Annotated in this window: 13 protein-coding genes; 2 read left to right on the plus strand and 11 right to left on the minus strand. The window is 30.1% G+C overall.

From position 1 onward, the window contains the following. Positions 1-30 precede the first annotated feature (30 nt). The 11 genes from BN350_RS02065 to BN350_RS02115 all read right to left on the minus strand — a co-directional run bounded on the left by BN350_RS02065 (position 31) and on the right by BN350_RS02115 (position 15,012). The gene (locus BN350_RS02065; protein ID WP_028042106.1) at positions 31-1,014 is read right to left on the minus strand and encodes a sensor histidine kinase; all 984 of its coding nucleotides are present in this window, start codon (positions 1,012-1,014) and stop codon (positions 31-33) included. Beyond that, entirely contained in the window at positions 1,007-1,684 is a 678-nt protein-coding gene (locus BN350_RS02070) for a response regulator transcription factor (protein WP_028042107.1), read from the minus strand. Before BN350_RS02070 ends, BN350_RS02065 begins: the two co-directional genes overlap by 8 nt. 415 nt (positions 1,685-2,099) lie before the next feature. Further along, positions 2,100-3,086: a helix-turn-helix transcriptional regulator gene (locus BN350_RS02075; protein WP_028042108.1), complete on the minus strand. Its 987-nt coding sequence runs from the start codon at positions 3,084-3,086 to the stop codon at positions 2,100-2,102. Positions 3,087-3,095: 9 nt separating this feature from the next. Then, positions 3,096-3,701: a hypothetical protein gene (locus BN350_RS02080; RefSeq protein WP_028042109.1), complete on the minus strand. Its 606-nt coding sequence runs from the start codon at positions 3,699-3,701 to the stop codon at positions 3,096-3,098. A 265-nt stretch (positions 3,702-3,966) separates the two neighbouring features. Beyond that, positions 3,967-4,839: an NlpC/P60 family protein gene (locus tag BN350_RS19840; protein ID WP_049945485.1), complete on the minus strand. Its 873-nt coding sequence runs from the start codon at positions 4,837-4,839 to the stop codon at positions 3,967-3,969. Between the two features lie 5 nt (positions 4,840-4,844). Continuing rightward, positions 4,845-5,132, minus strand: coding sequence for a hypothetical protein (locus BN350_RS02090; RefSeq protein WP_028042110.1), 288 nt, complete (start codon positions 5,130-5,132; stop codon positions 4,845-4,847). A gap of 10 nt (positions 5,133-5,142) precedes the next feature. Then, positions 5,143-5,352 (minus strand): holin, encoded by a 210-nt coding sequence (locus BN350_RS02095; RefSeq protein WP_187117092.1) that lies wholly within the window; start codon positions 5,350-5,352, stop codon positions 5,143-5,145. A gap of 38 nt (positions 5,353-5,390) precedes the next feature. Further along, positions 5,391-7,934: a DUF859 family phage minor structural protein gene (locus tag BN350_RS19845; protein ID WP_028042112.1), complete on the minus strand. Its 2,544-nt coding sequence runs from the start codon at positions 7,932-7,934 to the stop codon at positions 5,391-5,393. 11 nt (positions 7,935-7,945) lie between these two features. Then, positions 7,946-12,505, minus strand: coding sequence for a hypothetical protein (locus BN350_RS19850; RefSeq protein WP_049945486.1), 4,560 nt, complete (start codon positions 12,503-12,505; stop codon positions 7,946-7,948). An 8-nt stretch (positions 12,506-12,513) separates the two neighbouring features. Next, the gene (locus tag BN350_RS02110; RefSeq protein ID WP_028042113.1) at positions 12,514-12,879 is read right to left on the minus strand and encodes a DUF6711 family protein; all 366 of its coding nucleotides are present in this window, start codon (positions 12,877-12,879) and stop codon (positions 12,514-12,516) included. Positions 12,880-12,888: 9 nt separating this feature from the next. Beyond that, a complete protein-coding gene (locus BN350_RS02115) occupies positions 12,889-15,012 on the minus strand; it encodes a hypothetical protein (protein ID WP_028042114.1) in 2,124 nt (707 codons plus the stop codon). Positions 15,013-15,086: 74 nt separating this feature from the next. Between BN350_RS02115 and BN350_RS02120 the strand changes: the two genes are divergently transcribed. Further along, entirely contained in the window at positions 15,087-15,401 is a 315-nt protein-coding gene (locus BN350_RS02120; RefSeq protein ID WP_147573506.1) for a hypothetical protein, read from the plus strand. Between the two features lie 95 nt (positions 15,402-15,496). Beyond that, positions 15,497-15,805 carry a hypothetical protein gene (locus tag BN350_RS02125; protein ID WP_028042116.1) on the plus strand — a complete coding sequence of 103 codons (309 nt, stop codon included), beginning with the start codon at positions 15,497-15,499 and terminating at the stop codon, positions 15,803-15,805. The last annotated feature ends 365 nt before the right edge of the window (positions 15,806-16,170 follow it).

Raw genomic sequence — 16,170 nt, forward strand, 5'->3', positions numbered from 1 at the left:
TTCATTTTATTATCCTTACATTTATGTAAGTTATTCAACTTGCAATTTATCCACATGAAAATCAATAGAAACAATTGTACCCTTACCAACTGTAGAATCAATATGAATTTTATATCCTAGATTACAAATAATTTGATAACATAAATATAATCCCAATCCACTTGCTTTTTTATCTACTCTCCCATTATATCCTGTGAATCCTTTTTCAAACACACGGGGTAAATCTTCTGATTTAATTCCTATACCTGTATCTTCAATATACAAAACTTCATCTTTTTCATAAATATGAATGATTCCATCTTTGGTATATTTCAAAGCATTTGAAAGAATCTGTTCTATAACAAATGATATCCATTTTTCATCTGTTAATATATGTCTTTCAATTGTTTCTTTTTTTAATTTAATTTTCTTTTGAATAAAAAATGTAGCTTGTTTTCTAATCACTTCATTGACAATAGAATCTAAAGAATATTCTTTGATTCTCATATCTGAAGACATATGATCTATTTTAATATAATGCAAGACCATATCCACATATTGTTCTATTTTAAAGACTTGCATAAGTAAATCGTTATGAGGTTCACTTTGTGATTGAATCAATAAACGCAAAGCAGATATAGGTGTTTTAATTTGATGAACCCACAAAGTAAAATAATCCAACATATCATGATAGTCTTCATCATCCTGATTTTTTAATTCTTTATGTAAATGATCTACTTTTGTTAATAATTCATGATAATACTCTTCTATTGCAGTTCTAGGTAATGGTAAATCTGACATATATACATTTTCAAGTGATAATATATATTGGAGCTGCTGACTTTGCTTATAAAATTTATAAAAATCAATGACTGTATAAATGAAAAGTAATGTTAAACTTAAGATTGCTGCGTAATGAATAGCATCTATCAAAGCACCATATAAATATAATATCAGATAGAATATCCCTACAATTAAGAAAGTATAAATATAAAATTGTTTACGATAACACAAATAATTCCATAGTTTATTCATAAGATAATTTATATCCTAAACCTTTCTTTGTTTGAATCAAAGAATCAATTCCAAAATCATCTAATTTCTTTCTTAATCTATTCATATTCACACTTAAAGTATTATCATCAACAAATTGATCACTTTGCCATAATGCTATCATTAAATCATCTCTAGAAACAAATGTTTCTGATTTTTCAAACAACATTTGTATAATCTTTAATTCATTCTTTGTTAGTTCAATCGTTTGATTTTGATATGAGATGGTTGCTTCTAAAATATTTAAAACCAAATCTTTATATGTTAAAATATGGAATTGTTTTGAAAAGGAATATGTTCTTCTAAGTATAGCTTGTACTTTGGCAGTTAAAACATTCAAATCAAATGGTTTATTGATGAAATCATCAGCACCCATATTCATCGCCATTACAATATTCATATTTTCATTTGTTGATGAAATAAAGATAATGGGAATTTCTGAGACTTTACGCATCTCCTGACACCAATGATAACCATTATAACAAGGTAATGATATATCCAATAAAACAAGCGCCGGCTGTTCTTTCATAAAGATATCCATAATATTCTCAAAGTCTTCGACAACATAGACTTCATAATTCCATTTTTCTAAATGCTTCTTTAATGTTGATGATATGATTTCATCATCCTCTACAATCATAATCTTTTGCATAAGTTTCACCTCGCTACCCATTATATCATATTTATCAAACATATGATAAATTTACATTCTTTAGTTGTTGTTTTTCAATTTTATCTTATGCTTTTATCATTATTTTATCTCTCTTTTATTACATTACAATTATTTATATGAATCATATTTTTTGTTTTCATTGAGAAAAATATATGAAACAAATTTATTAACAACTTGAGATTTTGCAGCCTTATTTTCATGTTACAATCTGTTTAGCATTTATTACCTCGAAAGGATGTGGTAGAGTGCTAGATATTTTAGCAACAATTGCCATTGCAGTGATAGGTGATGTGATTTCGTATTTTATCATTTTATAACTTGAACAAGCACATTGTAGAAAACACTGAAAACCAGATTATATTATCATACTTCTCCTTATATTTTAATTAGTAAACTATTCATATAACATAGCCATTTTATTTATACGTCTTTTCATTTCTTGCTGTAAACTTTCAGGTGTAATAACCTTCACTTGATCTTGTAACATCATTAACCAACCAATTAATCCATCAGAAATAGGCGTATCTGTAATGGTAATTAAATATTGTTGCTGATAGAGTTTTTGTACCTCAATTTCTGTTCCAAATCGAGAAACTAATTCTCTTAATAATTTATAATGGCATTCTAATTGAATGGTTGCTCTTTGTTGTGATATGTACATATTGGTTGTTTTTTCTATTTCATCAGTGAGATCAAATTGCTCTCTAATATCTAAATAATGATAATGAACAGTTTGAATTAAACGCATACGATCAATACGGTATGTTGATAATTCATTTTTAAATTTATCATTATATCCTATGACATAATAATGATTATTTTGAGAAACAATCTGATATGGAGAAATGATATATTGGTTATTTTTATTACCATTTTGTGAAGGAACTTCTTTTAGATGATTATATTGAACAGTATAATTAATATATTGAAAAGAAATAACAGATTTATTTTCTATAGCTTTCATAATTGTTGTAAGATTGAGAAACAAAGAAAACTGTAATGTACGTTTTGATGGCTCAAAACGTACAAGACGAAGTTGTTGTGAGTATGATGATAATGATAGTAATTTATTCTGTAAAATATGCTTATCTTCATTCTTTAAATCTTGATGAAAGACAATACTATCAAGAATAAATTGTAATTCACCATCCTCAAAAAAATCTGTTTGTATTCTATAGCCAATACTCTTAATAGCAACAACTATATTTCCATGTATCCATTCATAAAAGAAATCATTAATATTTTGAACACACGAACGAACTGTTTTAATATCTATATATATTTCATATTTTTTTAATTCCATCAAAATATCTTTAGCAGAAATCCCTTTACTTTGATTCTCTAATATGATTTTAAACACATAATACATCCTTTTCCCCATATAATCCTCCTAATGACTTGTTGCTAATTGATATCCTTTTCTTTGTTTATTATAATGTCTCATTAATGAAACATAATCATAAACACTATAACTACATAATAAATCTAATAATTTTTCATCTTGACAGTCAGGTAATAATTTTAAATATTGATAGGCCAAATGATATTGATCTTCTAATAAACATATTTTTGCACATTCTTGAGGTTCTACTTCATAACGTACATATAAAGTCTGAATAAACTTAGAGAATGACGTTGTTTGAAAATCTATTAAATGTCTGATAACACAATATTCATTAATTGTAATTGTCTTTTTAGATATTTTTGTAAACAATTGTTTTTTCAGATCAGTAAAACTTTGATAATGAAATAAAGCATTCATCATAATCAAATGATATTCTAACTGATCATAATCCGATGATTTGTATAGTGCATGTAATGCATATACAAATATTTTTTTATTCATTGTTCCATCATTAATGAAGTTTTCAAATGATTGTATAGTCATACAATCATTAATCATCATTAAAATCTTTTGATCTTGAATAATTTTATTTAAATATTTTTTCTTTTGTCCTAATGTTACATGATTTAATGTTTGATAATCTTGTCTCATAATCTCATCTCCTTGTATTTTCATTATACTAAGTTTACGTATGAGACATCGATTATATACCTATTTTAACACCGTTTTTTCGGTTTTGTTATACTTTTTAGTGATTTTTTAAAAATTACTGTTTTTAGATAGCTTTTCTCTCTGAATGTACAATGACAATTATAAATATATACTTTTTTCTTGTAAACAAAAAAAACTGTAGATATGACTCTACAGCTTGAATAAATATTTAACACATAACATCTCTTTTCCTATTGAATAAAGTTTATTCTATAGAAATCATAAGTTTTGTTATAGGATGACTCATCATACCAGCATAACCATCTTGACCACTTATGGTTTCTGTATCATATTGCCAACCATAATTTGTTTTATATTTTGCTCGTAAATATGGACGAATATTATCAGGTGTGTAATAGTAAATTTGTACAGCATCTATTTCTTTATGATTTCCTGCATACCCAGTTTGATAATTATGAATATCATAATCAGTTATCCAATTTAGCCATGATCCACCCTTAATATGTACTCTATATTTTATATGACCATTATCTACTTTCATAGCAATTGCTATAATTGGACTATCTTGATAACCAGCATAATCTTCCAAGTTTCTGACTTCAGGTAACCAATCATGTTTCTTTGTTTTGACACGATAATAGACATTTACTTTTTGTTTGTTATTTTGATTTTCAGTATAATCAATATAACAATCTAACCTTCCACACTTACTCCACTTTCTTTCATGCAAATGAAAATGATTTATTATACCACAACCTTGACAATAGGTTTTCTGTATACCATTTTCCCATATTGGACTAGATTCTATTACAATACCATTACCAATATATATACCAATATGACCTTTCATCCAAACAAGCCATCCCTTTTGAATTTTAGAAAAATCTGATGTCACACGTGAACATTTTGAAATCATTGTATCAGCATTGATATCTAAAACACCATGACTTCCATATTTTCCATTTCCAGGATAACCCCAAAGTATTCCTTTGATTAATCCCGAACAGTCACACAATAAATATTTTCCATTTTGACTATTCATAAATTTCCCTAATTTGTAAAGAGTAGGTAATTTCTCAACCTCTACAGCTTTATTTATAAAATCCTGTACTTTCATAAACATCACCTTTCTTTTAATTCATCAATACGTTTCCATATTGTATTAATTTCTATTCTTTGTTTGATTTGTTCTTGATTTATTTTTTCTATTTGATTATTCATTGCTTTGATATCTGATCTTGTCTCATTTGTTATAGAACAAATTTGTTCTAATTTTATATTAGCTTTCATAAGTTCTCTGCTTTCTTCTTTTGTATCTTTCTTACGATTTGAAAAGAAGTTAATTGCATGAAAACAAAACAATATCACAGTCATCAAAAATGTAATACTTATTGTTGTTTCGGGTGCCATGACTTCACCTTCATTCGTGATCTAATTCTGGCAACCCAGCAATACTTGTCAAAAAAGATGTGATTCCTGCAAGTAATGTTGCAGAAACTAAAATACTCCATGATACATCACTAATGACAACTGAAGTCCCGATCAATCCTACTGCAGTCTGAGCCATTGTCTTCATTGCTCTTATTCCTGCTGCTTTCATCCATTTCTTAAAATCATATTTTTTAATCATATTATTCCTCCTCTTTACAAAAGGCACTCATAGAGTGCCTAGAATGATTTTTTTAATTCAATCATTTCTTTTTTTAGATTATTAATTTCTTCTTGTTGCTGATCGACTTTTTTATATAGTTTTTGAATCATATATGTATTTAATGCAATGAGTTCACTATAAGACACTCCATAAGAATCTTTTGAATTTCCATCATTATCAATATAATACTGATGCCCAACAAACTGTAATACTCCTTCTGTTATACCCAATTCTTCTAAACATCCAACAATATCTTGTGCTATAAATCCAAAATGTGTTTGATTGTCTTTTTCATCTTTTCTGCAATATGATACCGGCTTTAAACGATGAAATATAAGTGAGTAAATATCATTTCCATATATTTGAATTTTATTTGCCTCATCCATGTAAATAATATCCCTTTTAACTCGTCTATCTGATTCATAATTTGGTGCTAATTTTGTATACACATTATAAAATCTATTACCATATTTTCCTAAAGTACATTTACCATCATATTCTGGATGAACAAACATACTATAAGTTGAACTGCCAGTGTCCGGATTAAAATATATATTTTCACCTGCCATTTTAAAATCTATAGCTCTTCCAAACACCCTCGTTGTTTTATTATTTACATAACTGCCATATCCATAATCCAGTCCATTGGTTGTAGACCCAAAACTAATCGCATCAAATTCTCTTAATAGAAATCTGTAATCTGATCGTATGTCCCCACCTGTGTAAATGCTTTTGTTGTTATATGAGCGTAACCATGATGAATCCTCCATATACCATCCACCACCATAACTTGCATTATACCATCCTTGATTACCATATGTATAAAGCCAGCCATTTGATAATACTAAGTCTGCTCCTGAAATATTAGTTCCACTACCTGTAGGTTTTAATGCCATTAATGACGTATTATTTCCATACCATGTAAATTTACTTGTTGTATCATCACCTATTGTATTTCTTAATTCTATATCATCATTTCCATTGACAATCCATTGCATATTATACCAGTCTGTCTGACCATCAATAGACATCAATGTTCTATTATTGGGTGAAGTTGGAAAATATAATTTATTAACTCTCAGTTCCCCATTTGAAGATGCAATATTAGACAAATCAAATACTTCCCCATTACTCTTGATAATACGATTCCTTTCTGATTTTAAATCCCATATAAAATCAACAGTATTGTCAAAAAGCGAATATCCACCAAAAGCAATTCCTTTCTTATTTGCCTTAACATTCATAATTTTCTCAGATGTTCCTATCTCTATTGTAACTTCTGCATAACCACCTAAGACATCAGTTACTTTGCCATAGATATTCCATTTTTTATCAGTACTTAAAGTTTCATTTCCTAAAATCACACTTGCTCCACTTGCACAGGTTGTATCGACATATGATGTTGTAAGAATTTGAAAAATTTTAGATGCTATATAATTTTTTGAAGCAATGTTTTGAAATCCATATGTAGGCGTTACTTTTAAACATGTTCCAGATGTTGTAATATTTCCATTTTTATCACATCGTTCAACTGCAAGACTTAATGATGGTGATTCATAATCATAAATTGTTATTGTAACATCCTTTGAAGTACTTCTTCCTCGACTGTCTGTAACTGTTGCTGTAAATGTTAGTGTAAAAGTTGTATGATTACCATCGCTCACAAAAGGTCCAAATGTTGCCGAATTGGCTCCAGAACTAAATCCAGCACCACTTATGTTATAACTTCTTATTGTCGATCCATAAATTCCAGCTGCACTTGTGATGTCAAGTTTAACTTTAGAATATCTTTCAACATATATTCCAAACCCACTAGGAACACCATTATCAATTTTTGTTGCACCGAAATTAAAAGTAGGAATAGCACTTGCAGGTAAGTTAACAGTAAAATTAATATACTTATCTTCTCCTATCTGTGTAGAACCATTAAAAGTTCTTAAAATAAGTGTGCCTGTTCCACTTGTTGCATTAGGAATCTGATTAGCCAATGCCCATGGCACTGTCCATGTTGTGGATGTTCCTACACCACTTGCTATCCCTTGCCAACTCAAATTACCAAAAGAATACCATAATTGATGAGTAAATGATGAACTAGCTCTATTAATATTAATTGTCATAGCACTTCCAATTGTATTTCCACTTATCGTACCAAATGAACTTGCTCTTGGGATTGTATCCAATGTTTGTGACCCACTCAAACTCATACTTGAAAGACTTGATCCACTCCATGTAATTTTAATATTAAATGTTGAACTTACACTAAACGATTTGGTTCCATCTGCATTATGTCCAATTGTTGTAGAGCCACTTGCAATCTGTTTCTTACCAGAACTTCCGCTTGCTCCACCTGTATAATTTCCACTATATGATGAGCCATTGACATTAACTGACCAACTTTTACTAGCACTGAAATTTAAAGAAGCATTCCAGTTAAGATACAATTTCCATGAAATTGTACTTTTATTATTTGATACATCAACACTCGACCTTGACCATTCAAATGTTAGCCATAAATGATTGCCACCATATTTACCACCTGTTATTGTTCCACTTGTTGCCATTTTATCCCCTCCTATTCTAATGAAAAGCTATCATTAACTTCTTTAATAAACCTAAAATACGCAGTTGGCGACCCAATTCTTAATGCTTTAACTGTATGAAGTTCCTGATTTGAAAACCATGCAATTTTTGTATTGCTATCATAGAATCCTAATTCGCTTGTTGTTAAGATAGCCTTAAAGTTTGATTTTGATGCCCCTAATTCAAGTGTTGACCCATTAAATCTAGCCCATTCAAGTAGTTCAATAACATTAACTTTGCCTTGATTAAGAGTATCAAGTGTTTGTTCAGTTGATTTAATAAATTCTGTATAATCTTTTGTGAGGACCATTTTATTTATAATTTCAGTTATTTTCGTATTGTAATCAGTTTTCAAGACTGTATTCTCATTCACAAATGCAGTTATACTATTTTGCAATAGTTCTATATCAGTATCATATTGTGTTCTAATTTCAACCTTTGCTCTCGCAATTAATTCTTCAACATCAACAGGAATATCCGTCATATCAAAGCAAGTTGCATAGGCTATATACCAATAGACAGGTACATCCGTCGTTCCAACTGTACCATCAATATAAAAAAATCCAGTGCTTGAAAATGTTCCTGTATTTCCACAAACAAGCTTAAAAATATACTCTTCATATTTCCCAGTTCCTGTATTGCTTGTTAACCATTTTGTATTACCACCAGTTCCAGTAGCGTTTGTAGCCCACAAAAGTTTTCTTCCTGCAGGTATTTTTGCAATTATACGATAGATAAACACTGCATTTGCTCGAGATGCATGTCCCCAATAAAATCCACCACATCCAGGGGATGATGTCCCAATATTTTTGATTCTTATTTGATAATCAGAGGCGCTAGGACAATCTGTTTCTCTTGCAATACGTTCTAATACCACATTTGAGTTACCACTATTATTGTAAACTTTAATGCTATTTACCTCATCAATAAAGGTTGAATCCTTAAACAGTATTTTACCTTGTCCTAATGATTCTCCTATTGCTCCTTGTGGACCAGTTGCACCTGTATTTCCCTTGTTACCATAAACACCAATAACTCTTTTTGCAGTTTCCTTTGTTGTGTTATTTGTATACTTTATTACTTCATAGTTCCATAGATATTTGTTTGTTTCTGTCAATGTAGGAACGGCTGTTGCCCAGCTTGCTGGTGCTGCTATATTGCTTGTACTGACCTGATAATATTCTGTAATTGTACTTATTCCTACACCAGTTGCTCCTGGTGCTCCTATTGGACCCGTATCTCCATAGGCACCAATAATACAAGGGGCACTTGCTGTGGTAGAGTTGTCTGTATAAGTGATCACTTCATAATTCCATAGATATTTCTTGGATGATGAAACAGACTGTACAGATGTTGTCCATCCTGATGTACTTGCTGTGATTCCACTACTGCTTGCAGTAGCTAAATAATAATTTGTGATTGACTTAATCCCTTTACCTGCATCTCCCTTGTCACCTTTAATAAGAGACCAAGTATAATCAGCAGCATTTGTTGATTCAGTTGGTGTTGTCTTATTATAAGCCAAACCAATATAAGTCTTTCCAGTTGGATCATCACTCATATTTGCTCCTAATGAAGATGTTGCATATTTAATCCATGTATAGAAAGTCTTTCCATCTGCTCCCTTACCACCTGCAACACCTTGATCACCTTTTTCACCTTTGATGAGTGACCATGTGTAATCACTGTAGTTATTGCTTTCTGTAGATGTTTCCTTGTTATAGGCTAATCCTATATAGGCTTTACCAGTAGGATTATCTGACATACCAGTTGTTGGTGTATCAGCATATTTCAGCCATGTATAATACTGTTTACCATCTGTACCCTTTGGACCTTGAACACCTTGAGGGCCTTCGACCTTAACCCATGTATAATCATTGAATACTGAACTATCAGTCTCTGTAAAATCAACATATGTTCCAATATACTTACCTGGTGTTTCTCCATTGTTGGATGTAAATGTTGTCCCATTATCACTATATTTGATATGCAGATATGAAGTCTTTCCATCACTTCCTTTAGGTCCAGCAGTTCCTGTTTCTCCCTTAGGTCCCACTTCACCTTTCATCTTAGACCAGCTATAAGAAGTGTAATTTGTAGGAGCTGTTGAATTTTCAGTGATTGCAACACCAATATAGATTGCATCAACTGCACTATCACTCATTGGATTACCGTTAACATTCTGAGAATACTTCACATGAAAATAAGAGTTTCTTCCATTTTCACCTTTAGGACCTTGAATACCTTGTTCACCTTTTATTTTAGCCCATCTATATTGAGATGGATCAATTGAGGGTGTTTCCTGTGTTTTATTATAGGCAATTCCAATATAATTTTTATTTGTAGCTTCATTTGATATCCCAGTCCCATTTTCATTATCAGCATACATAATCCATGTATAATAAGTCGTTCCGGATATACCCTGTTGTCCTTGCTGACCATCTCTTACTAAAGAAAATGACAACTGCTGAGAAATTTCATAACCCTTGTATATAACATAACACTTATATATGATATTTCTTGAATCAATGGAAGATAGCACATTTCCAGATACCTTTAGACAATGATTCTCTACAACTTCATTGTCTAAACACAAATCAGTTTCAATACCATCAACAATTCTTTTATATGTAATATCTAAATTTTTATCATTAAGCATTATTTGATTCGCATTATTTCTAATATCTGGAGTAATAATCAACGGATTCCAAATAGGCCATATATTACCATTAGTATCAACTTGTTGTGTTGGCATATTTGAATCTAGATTCAATGAAAGTTTTGGTATATCAGTCTCATCTATAATTGTCATATAAGTTTCTTTAATAACATCTGTTAATACACAACATTCTAAAGAAAAGACTGCATATTTATCAACATCTTCACATGTAATAACAACATTTTTCATACCTTTATGGGCATTATTCCAAATAGTATCTGATGATTTATTTTCACTTTCCCTTGTCCAATTAAATAACAATTCACTTGATTTTTCAGTAATATCTTCACCCTTATAAAAAAGCTGTGCATTTAATGAGATATTATCACTTTCATTTTTTATAACATTTCCATTACCAACAATATTAAGTTTATAAAGTGAATTTGAAATTTGATTCACTTCATTTTCTATATTCTGAACTGCTAAATGAATCTCTTTTAATCCATCAATTTTTAATCCTTCTTGATCCATTGATAAAAATGGTTCATTAATATGACCTTCATTATCACGCATTCCAAACTTCACTGTGCCCTGTTCTAAATCAAGTTCAAACATATCTCCACTTAATTGACCAGTGTTAATAGCATTTGCACTAAAATTCCCCTTTAAATCAAAAGCAAAGTTCCTAAATGTTTTTCCTCCATCTTCACTATAACCAAAACCACCCATAGACATTCTCCATAAGTGTGTATCATCTCTTAATGTTGGCGTATCCATAATGGTCCATCCTTTAGGATAACCATTTTCATCCATATCAACAGTATAATATCCACCCTTATGACCTAATATATTTTCAGATATATCTTTATAAGAATTTAAAAGAGTTCGATAAAACTTCTTCAATAATATTTCACTAGGACTCTTAGACATCACAACTTCTTTTTCATTTTGTCCTAATGATTCAATAGAACTCTTCATTCCACCATCAAAACTCATTGTATTATCCATAATCACAATATTGTGATTATCAATACGAATTAAATCACTCACTTCAATAGATGGGTCACCACGCCATGTACAAGTACAAGGCAAATATGTGAAGCCATTTATTTTTTCAAATATCTTTTCTAGTCTCTCCTGCGTCATATAAGGATTATCAAAAGTGATTCCATAACCACTTCCACAAGTCAAGACATTCTCTTCATCTCCACTTGTTAATGAAGAAATCATTAATTCAGTATTTGTTTTCTTAAAACCACCCTGATATTGATCTTTCTCCTCAATAACATAATCACTTGATTCATACCAAAAAAACTCCAACTGATTATAACGATTCATTCTCACATTCTGACCTAATAAAGAAGCCATATAACTTAACATCTCTTTACATGACACATCTAATGGCTTATCAATCATGATATCTTCAAACTCATCTGATTTTAATGTAATATGACATTGTTGAACAATGTCATGTACAACATCTTTAAGAGGAGCTGGATATTCGATTTGAGGTTGATAATCAATGTTGAGATTGCTTATGAAATCATAACCTTCCAGTTTCACTTCATATTGATTATCTTGACTGACTTCACTAACGATATAAGTTCCCATTGGAATCCACTCTATATCATTATCAATCATTAATCCTATAAATACCTCAAGAGAACTATTCATATATTGTATATTATCTAAATAAGACATTGTTAATTGAATACTGTTAGAACAAATACTTCCTAAAGTTAATGTATCTTTTCCATTACTCACTTCATGAATTGTAACATTCTTTAAAGAATGACCGTCAATTTCTTGACGGCCATTAAAAATAATCTTCATTCTTAACTGACGTTCATCACTTAAGATTTGATCTTTATGTGTTTGTGTTGTTGTTATCATATCATCACCTACTTCTCAATAAAATCAATAGACATGCCTTGCCATATCCATTGTTTCAATGTTTTATCATACATATAAACAGGAACACTTCTATCACTTACATAAACATTCATTGTGTTGCGTTTCCCCATTCTTGGATCAGGATATTCCAAATCAAAGAATAAAGGGCTAATGGCTTCTAATAAAGAAGCCATTTGTCCATCATTCATAGGTGGAAATGTGACAGATATTTTTCTCTTTGTTGTAATACGATCTCTAAACATATCTCCCAACTGATTTCTACCTGTACCCTCACTTGAATCTAAATCTGATTCCTCCCATTGCAAAGCAACAGGATTTATAATTGCTTGACCATTAATTTTTAATACGTCCATATTTGCCTCCTAAATCATTAATGGTGTTGTCCCAGTACGTTTAACAACACCATTATGATATTTAATCACTTGTTTTCCGACAACTTCACCATCCATAACAAACGTTGCATGAATGTTCATATTACCATTACCACCTTTACCTTGCATTGCACTTCGCACTGCATTATAAACACCACTACTAATACCACTCACAATCTGATCATTATTAGCAACTGCAGTCTTTCCATTAATTCGACCAACTAACTCTGGTCCTGCTTCTCTTGCCACAAAAAGTTCTCCTGTTTCTGGGAAACCACCACATGCACGATATTTTGGATTAAATTTATATGTAATTTCTCCTTCGCCACCTCTAATTTGCCAAGTTGTATATACATTTTTAGGAACTCTATCAAATTTATTCGTAGCATTTGTTATCTCACTTTCACTAGGTCCAATTAATTTAGCTATAACTTTAGGATCAACACTATCTAGTCCATTCGTAATAATATCAATGATTTGTTGCGTATCCTTATCTATTTTACCGTTATTTTGTTGTAAAGACTCAGAAAGCTTTTCACATAATTGTAATCCCTCTTGACTTCCTGAATTTGCAAAATCAATAACACTTTGTGACAACATTTTTTGATCAGATAAACTCATTTCAGATAAAGCAGTTACTTTCATTAATTTCAATGCATCTAAACCTGTACTTTGAACTTTTTGTATTTCATCAGAAGACATTTTCCATGCATTATAACTATTTTGTAAACGCTTTTCCTCTTCTTCGCTCATTTGCAACCCTGAGTCCTTCAATTTTTGTATCATTTGATCATAACTCATTCCATAAACAAGTGCTTTATGAACCATTGAAGCTTCCAAAGCACCAGAAGTAAGTTGTATTGTTTGTAACTCTTCTTCATTAGCAGTTGTCATTCTATTTTTACAATCTTCTGCTGCACCTGCTAAATTTCCCCAGGAACTTGTTCCTTTTTCTTCAATGTTTGTATATTCGTCTGACATTAAAATAGCCGAAGCAATAATTTTTTCATCAGATGCTGTTAATGCTTCTCTCCAAAGTTGTTGTCCCTTTCTATTGTTTTCATATGAGTTAGTTGCTGACTCAAGGATTTCGGCATATTCACTTAAATGAACTTTTGAATACTCAAACTCTTCGTAATATTTATTTAATGATTCACGATCGGCACCAATTAAATCAGCATCTTTACGCCATTTGCTTTCTAACTCATCAATTTTTTCTTTACATATTCTTTGTTTTTCTAATTCAGCATTATAATTAGCTTGAGCAGTTACTAAATCTGCTCTTAATTTTGCTTCATTTTTCAAACTTTCAACAAATCCATCATAATAAGCTTCTGTTTTAGCTTTTTGTTCTAATTTCTTTATATTATCCTCTATAGCCTGAGAATTTTTTATCCATTCTAATCTACCACTTTCAGTCAATTTAACTGTATTTGGCATAGCACTATTAATTTTATCAACATAGTATTGAGCTTCTTCAAAGTTTTTAATATATCCATTTTCATCTGCTAATCCACGTAAATTATCAACAAACACTCTCAAAGCTGCTGATTGTGTTTCTGCACTCTTAGCATTTTCTATTGAAGATTGAATATTTTTCTTAATAGTTTCTTCAGTTTCTTCTAAAGATTTTCTTTTTTCATGTAAAGCTTCTGAAAACTCTCTTGATTGTTTAATTGAATCAGATTCTTCATAATTAAAAGCAATCAATGCAGTACTTAAGGTTAATAAGCCACCTACTACCATAAGAATTGGAGTAGAGGATAGAAAACTCAACGCTGCTGAGAATCCACCTGTTGCAACTGATGCGGACGTGGCAGTTGTTGTTAATGTAGAAAACACATTTTCCAACATCCCTCCAGTATCTTTAAACTTAAATACTGTTTCATTTAAATATGCCAAATTGTTTACTACAGACATAATAGTGTTAAATGAGTTTAAAAACTCTAATATGCTAGCTGAATCAAGCTCTGATGTTGTTTTTGATAATGCTAGACATGTTTCATTTAATTTGAGAATTTGATTAGTAAAATCACTAATATTTTTTGTATATATTTCAAGTTTCTTTAATGATTCAGATATTTTATCTAAACTTAATATTAAATCATTTTCCATTAAATAACACCTCCTTAGTGTTTTTATTGTTGTTTACTTTTTTATAAGGTATAATTATCTTATAAAGAAAGCGAGTGAAAAATATGTTTGAAAAAAAAGATAATGAAACCATAGATCCTATTTTAGATCTTGGATTGGAAAAATTAGACAAATGCAGTTTAGATATTATCAGTAAAATGTTAAATCAAAGATTTTTAGAGTGTTGGAGATTTACGAAACATGCCAATAGTTGTAGTAGTAGTGTTATGGGTGTAACAACAACAACTGCCATTTATAATCAAAATTATATTATTTTAAAACAACTTCTTAATCTTCAAGAACAAAACCAACAAATTATAGAACAGAATAGTAAAGTTATTGAGTTACTTACAACTCTTGTTGATAAATAACCATCGTATAAAAAATATTTATTTGTTCTATAATAACTTTATTTCAAATATAAATTTATGTTATATCAATTATAATAAGAAAGTGAGGATATCATATGTTTAATAAAAATTTAAGTCCAGAAGACAAAATAAATTTAATAGGTCTTGATAGCCTAGATGATATTGATAAAGATGCAATTATTGATATGTTTGAAAATTCCTGGAGTGGTAAAACCTTATATGGTAAGCCCTCTACTAATACTCTATCTTCATCTGCTGCAATAATATATTCATCTGCCTCAACTGCAGCTATCTTTACACAAAATTTAATGATTTTAAAACAAATACTTCAATTGAAAGAAAATCAATACAAACAAAATCAGGAAATCATTGATTTACTTAAGCAATTAGTTATGCAAAATTAGCAACCTATACAAACAAGCAATACAGAACAATATAAAAACGTTAGTCAGTCCACTTTGGAGGAACTACAAAAGTTAGAAGAACTTGTCAGTTTAAATATCTTAACTCAAGAAGAATTTGACAAAAAAAAGAAAGAATTATTTAATCAATAGTCAAAACACCACAGACTGTGGTGTTTTATTTTATTGGTAACTATTTATAAGCAAACTAACCTAAACACTTATTTCATATTCTTTATCTTCCCATATCTATTAAATACATACTAATATACAAATATGCCTACATTGAAAAATATATTATTCTTACAATCTTATTGTTATTTTATCTCAATTCGTTATAATTTATATATACAGAAAGGATTGGTTTT

It is taken from the genome of Candidatus Stoquefichus massiliensis AP9, from assembly GCF_000455285.1.
GTDB classification, from domain to species: domain Bacteria; phylum Bacillota_I; class Bacilli_A; order Erysipelotrichales; family Coprobacillaceae; genus Stoquefichus; species Stoquefichus massiliensis.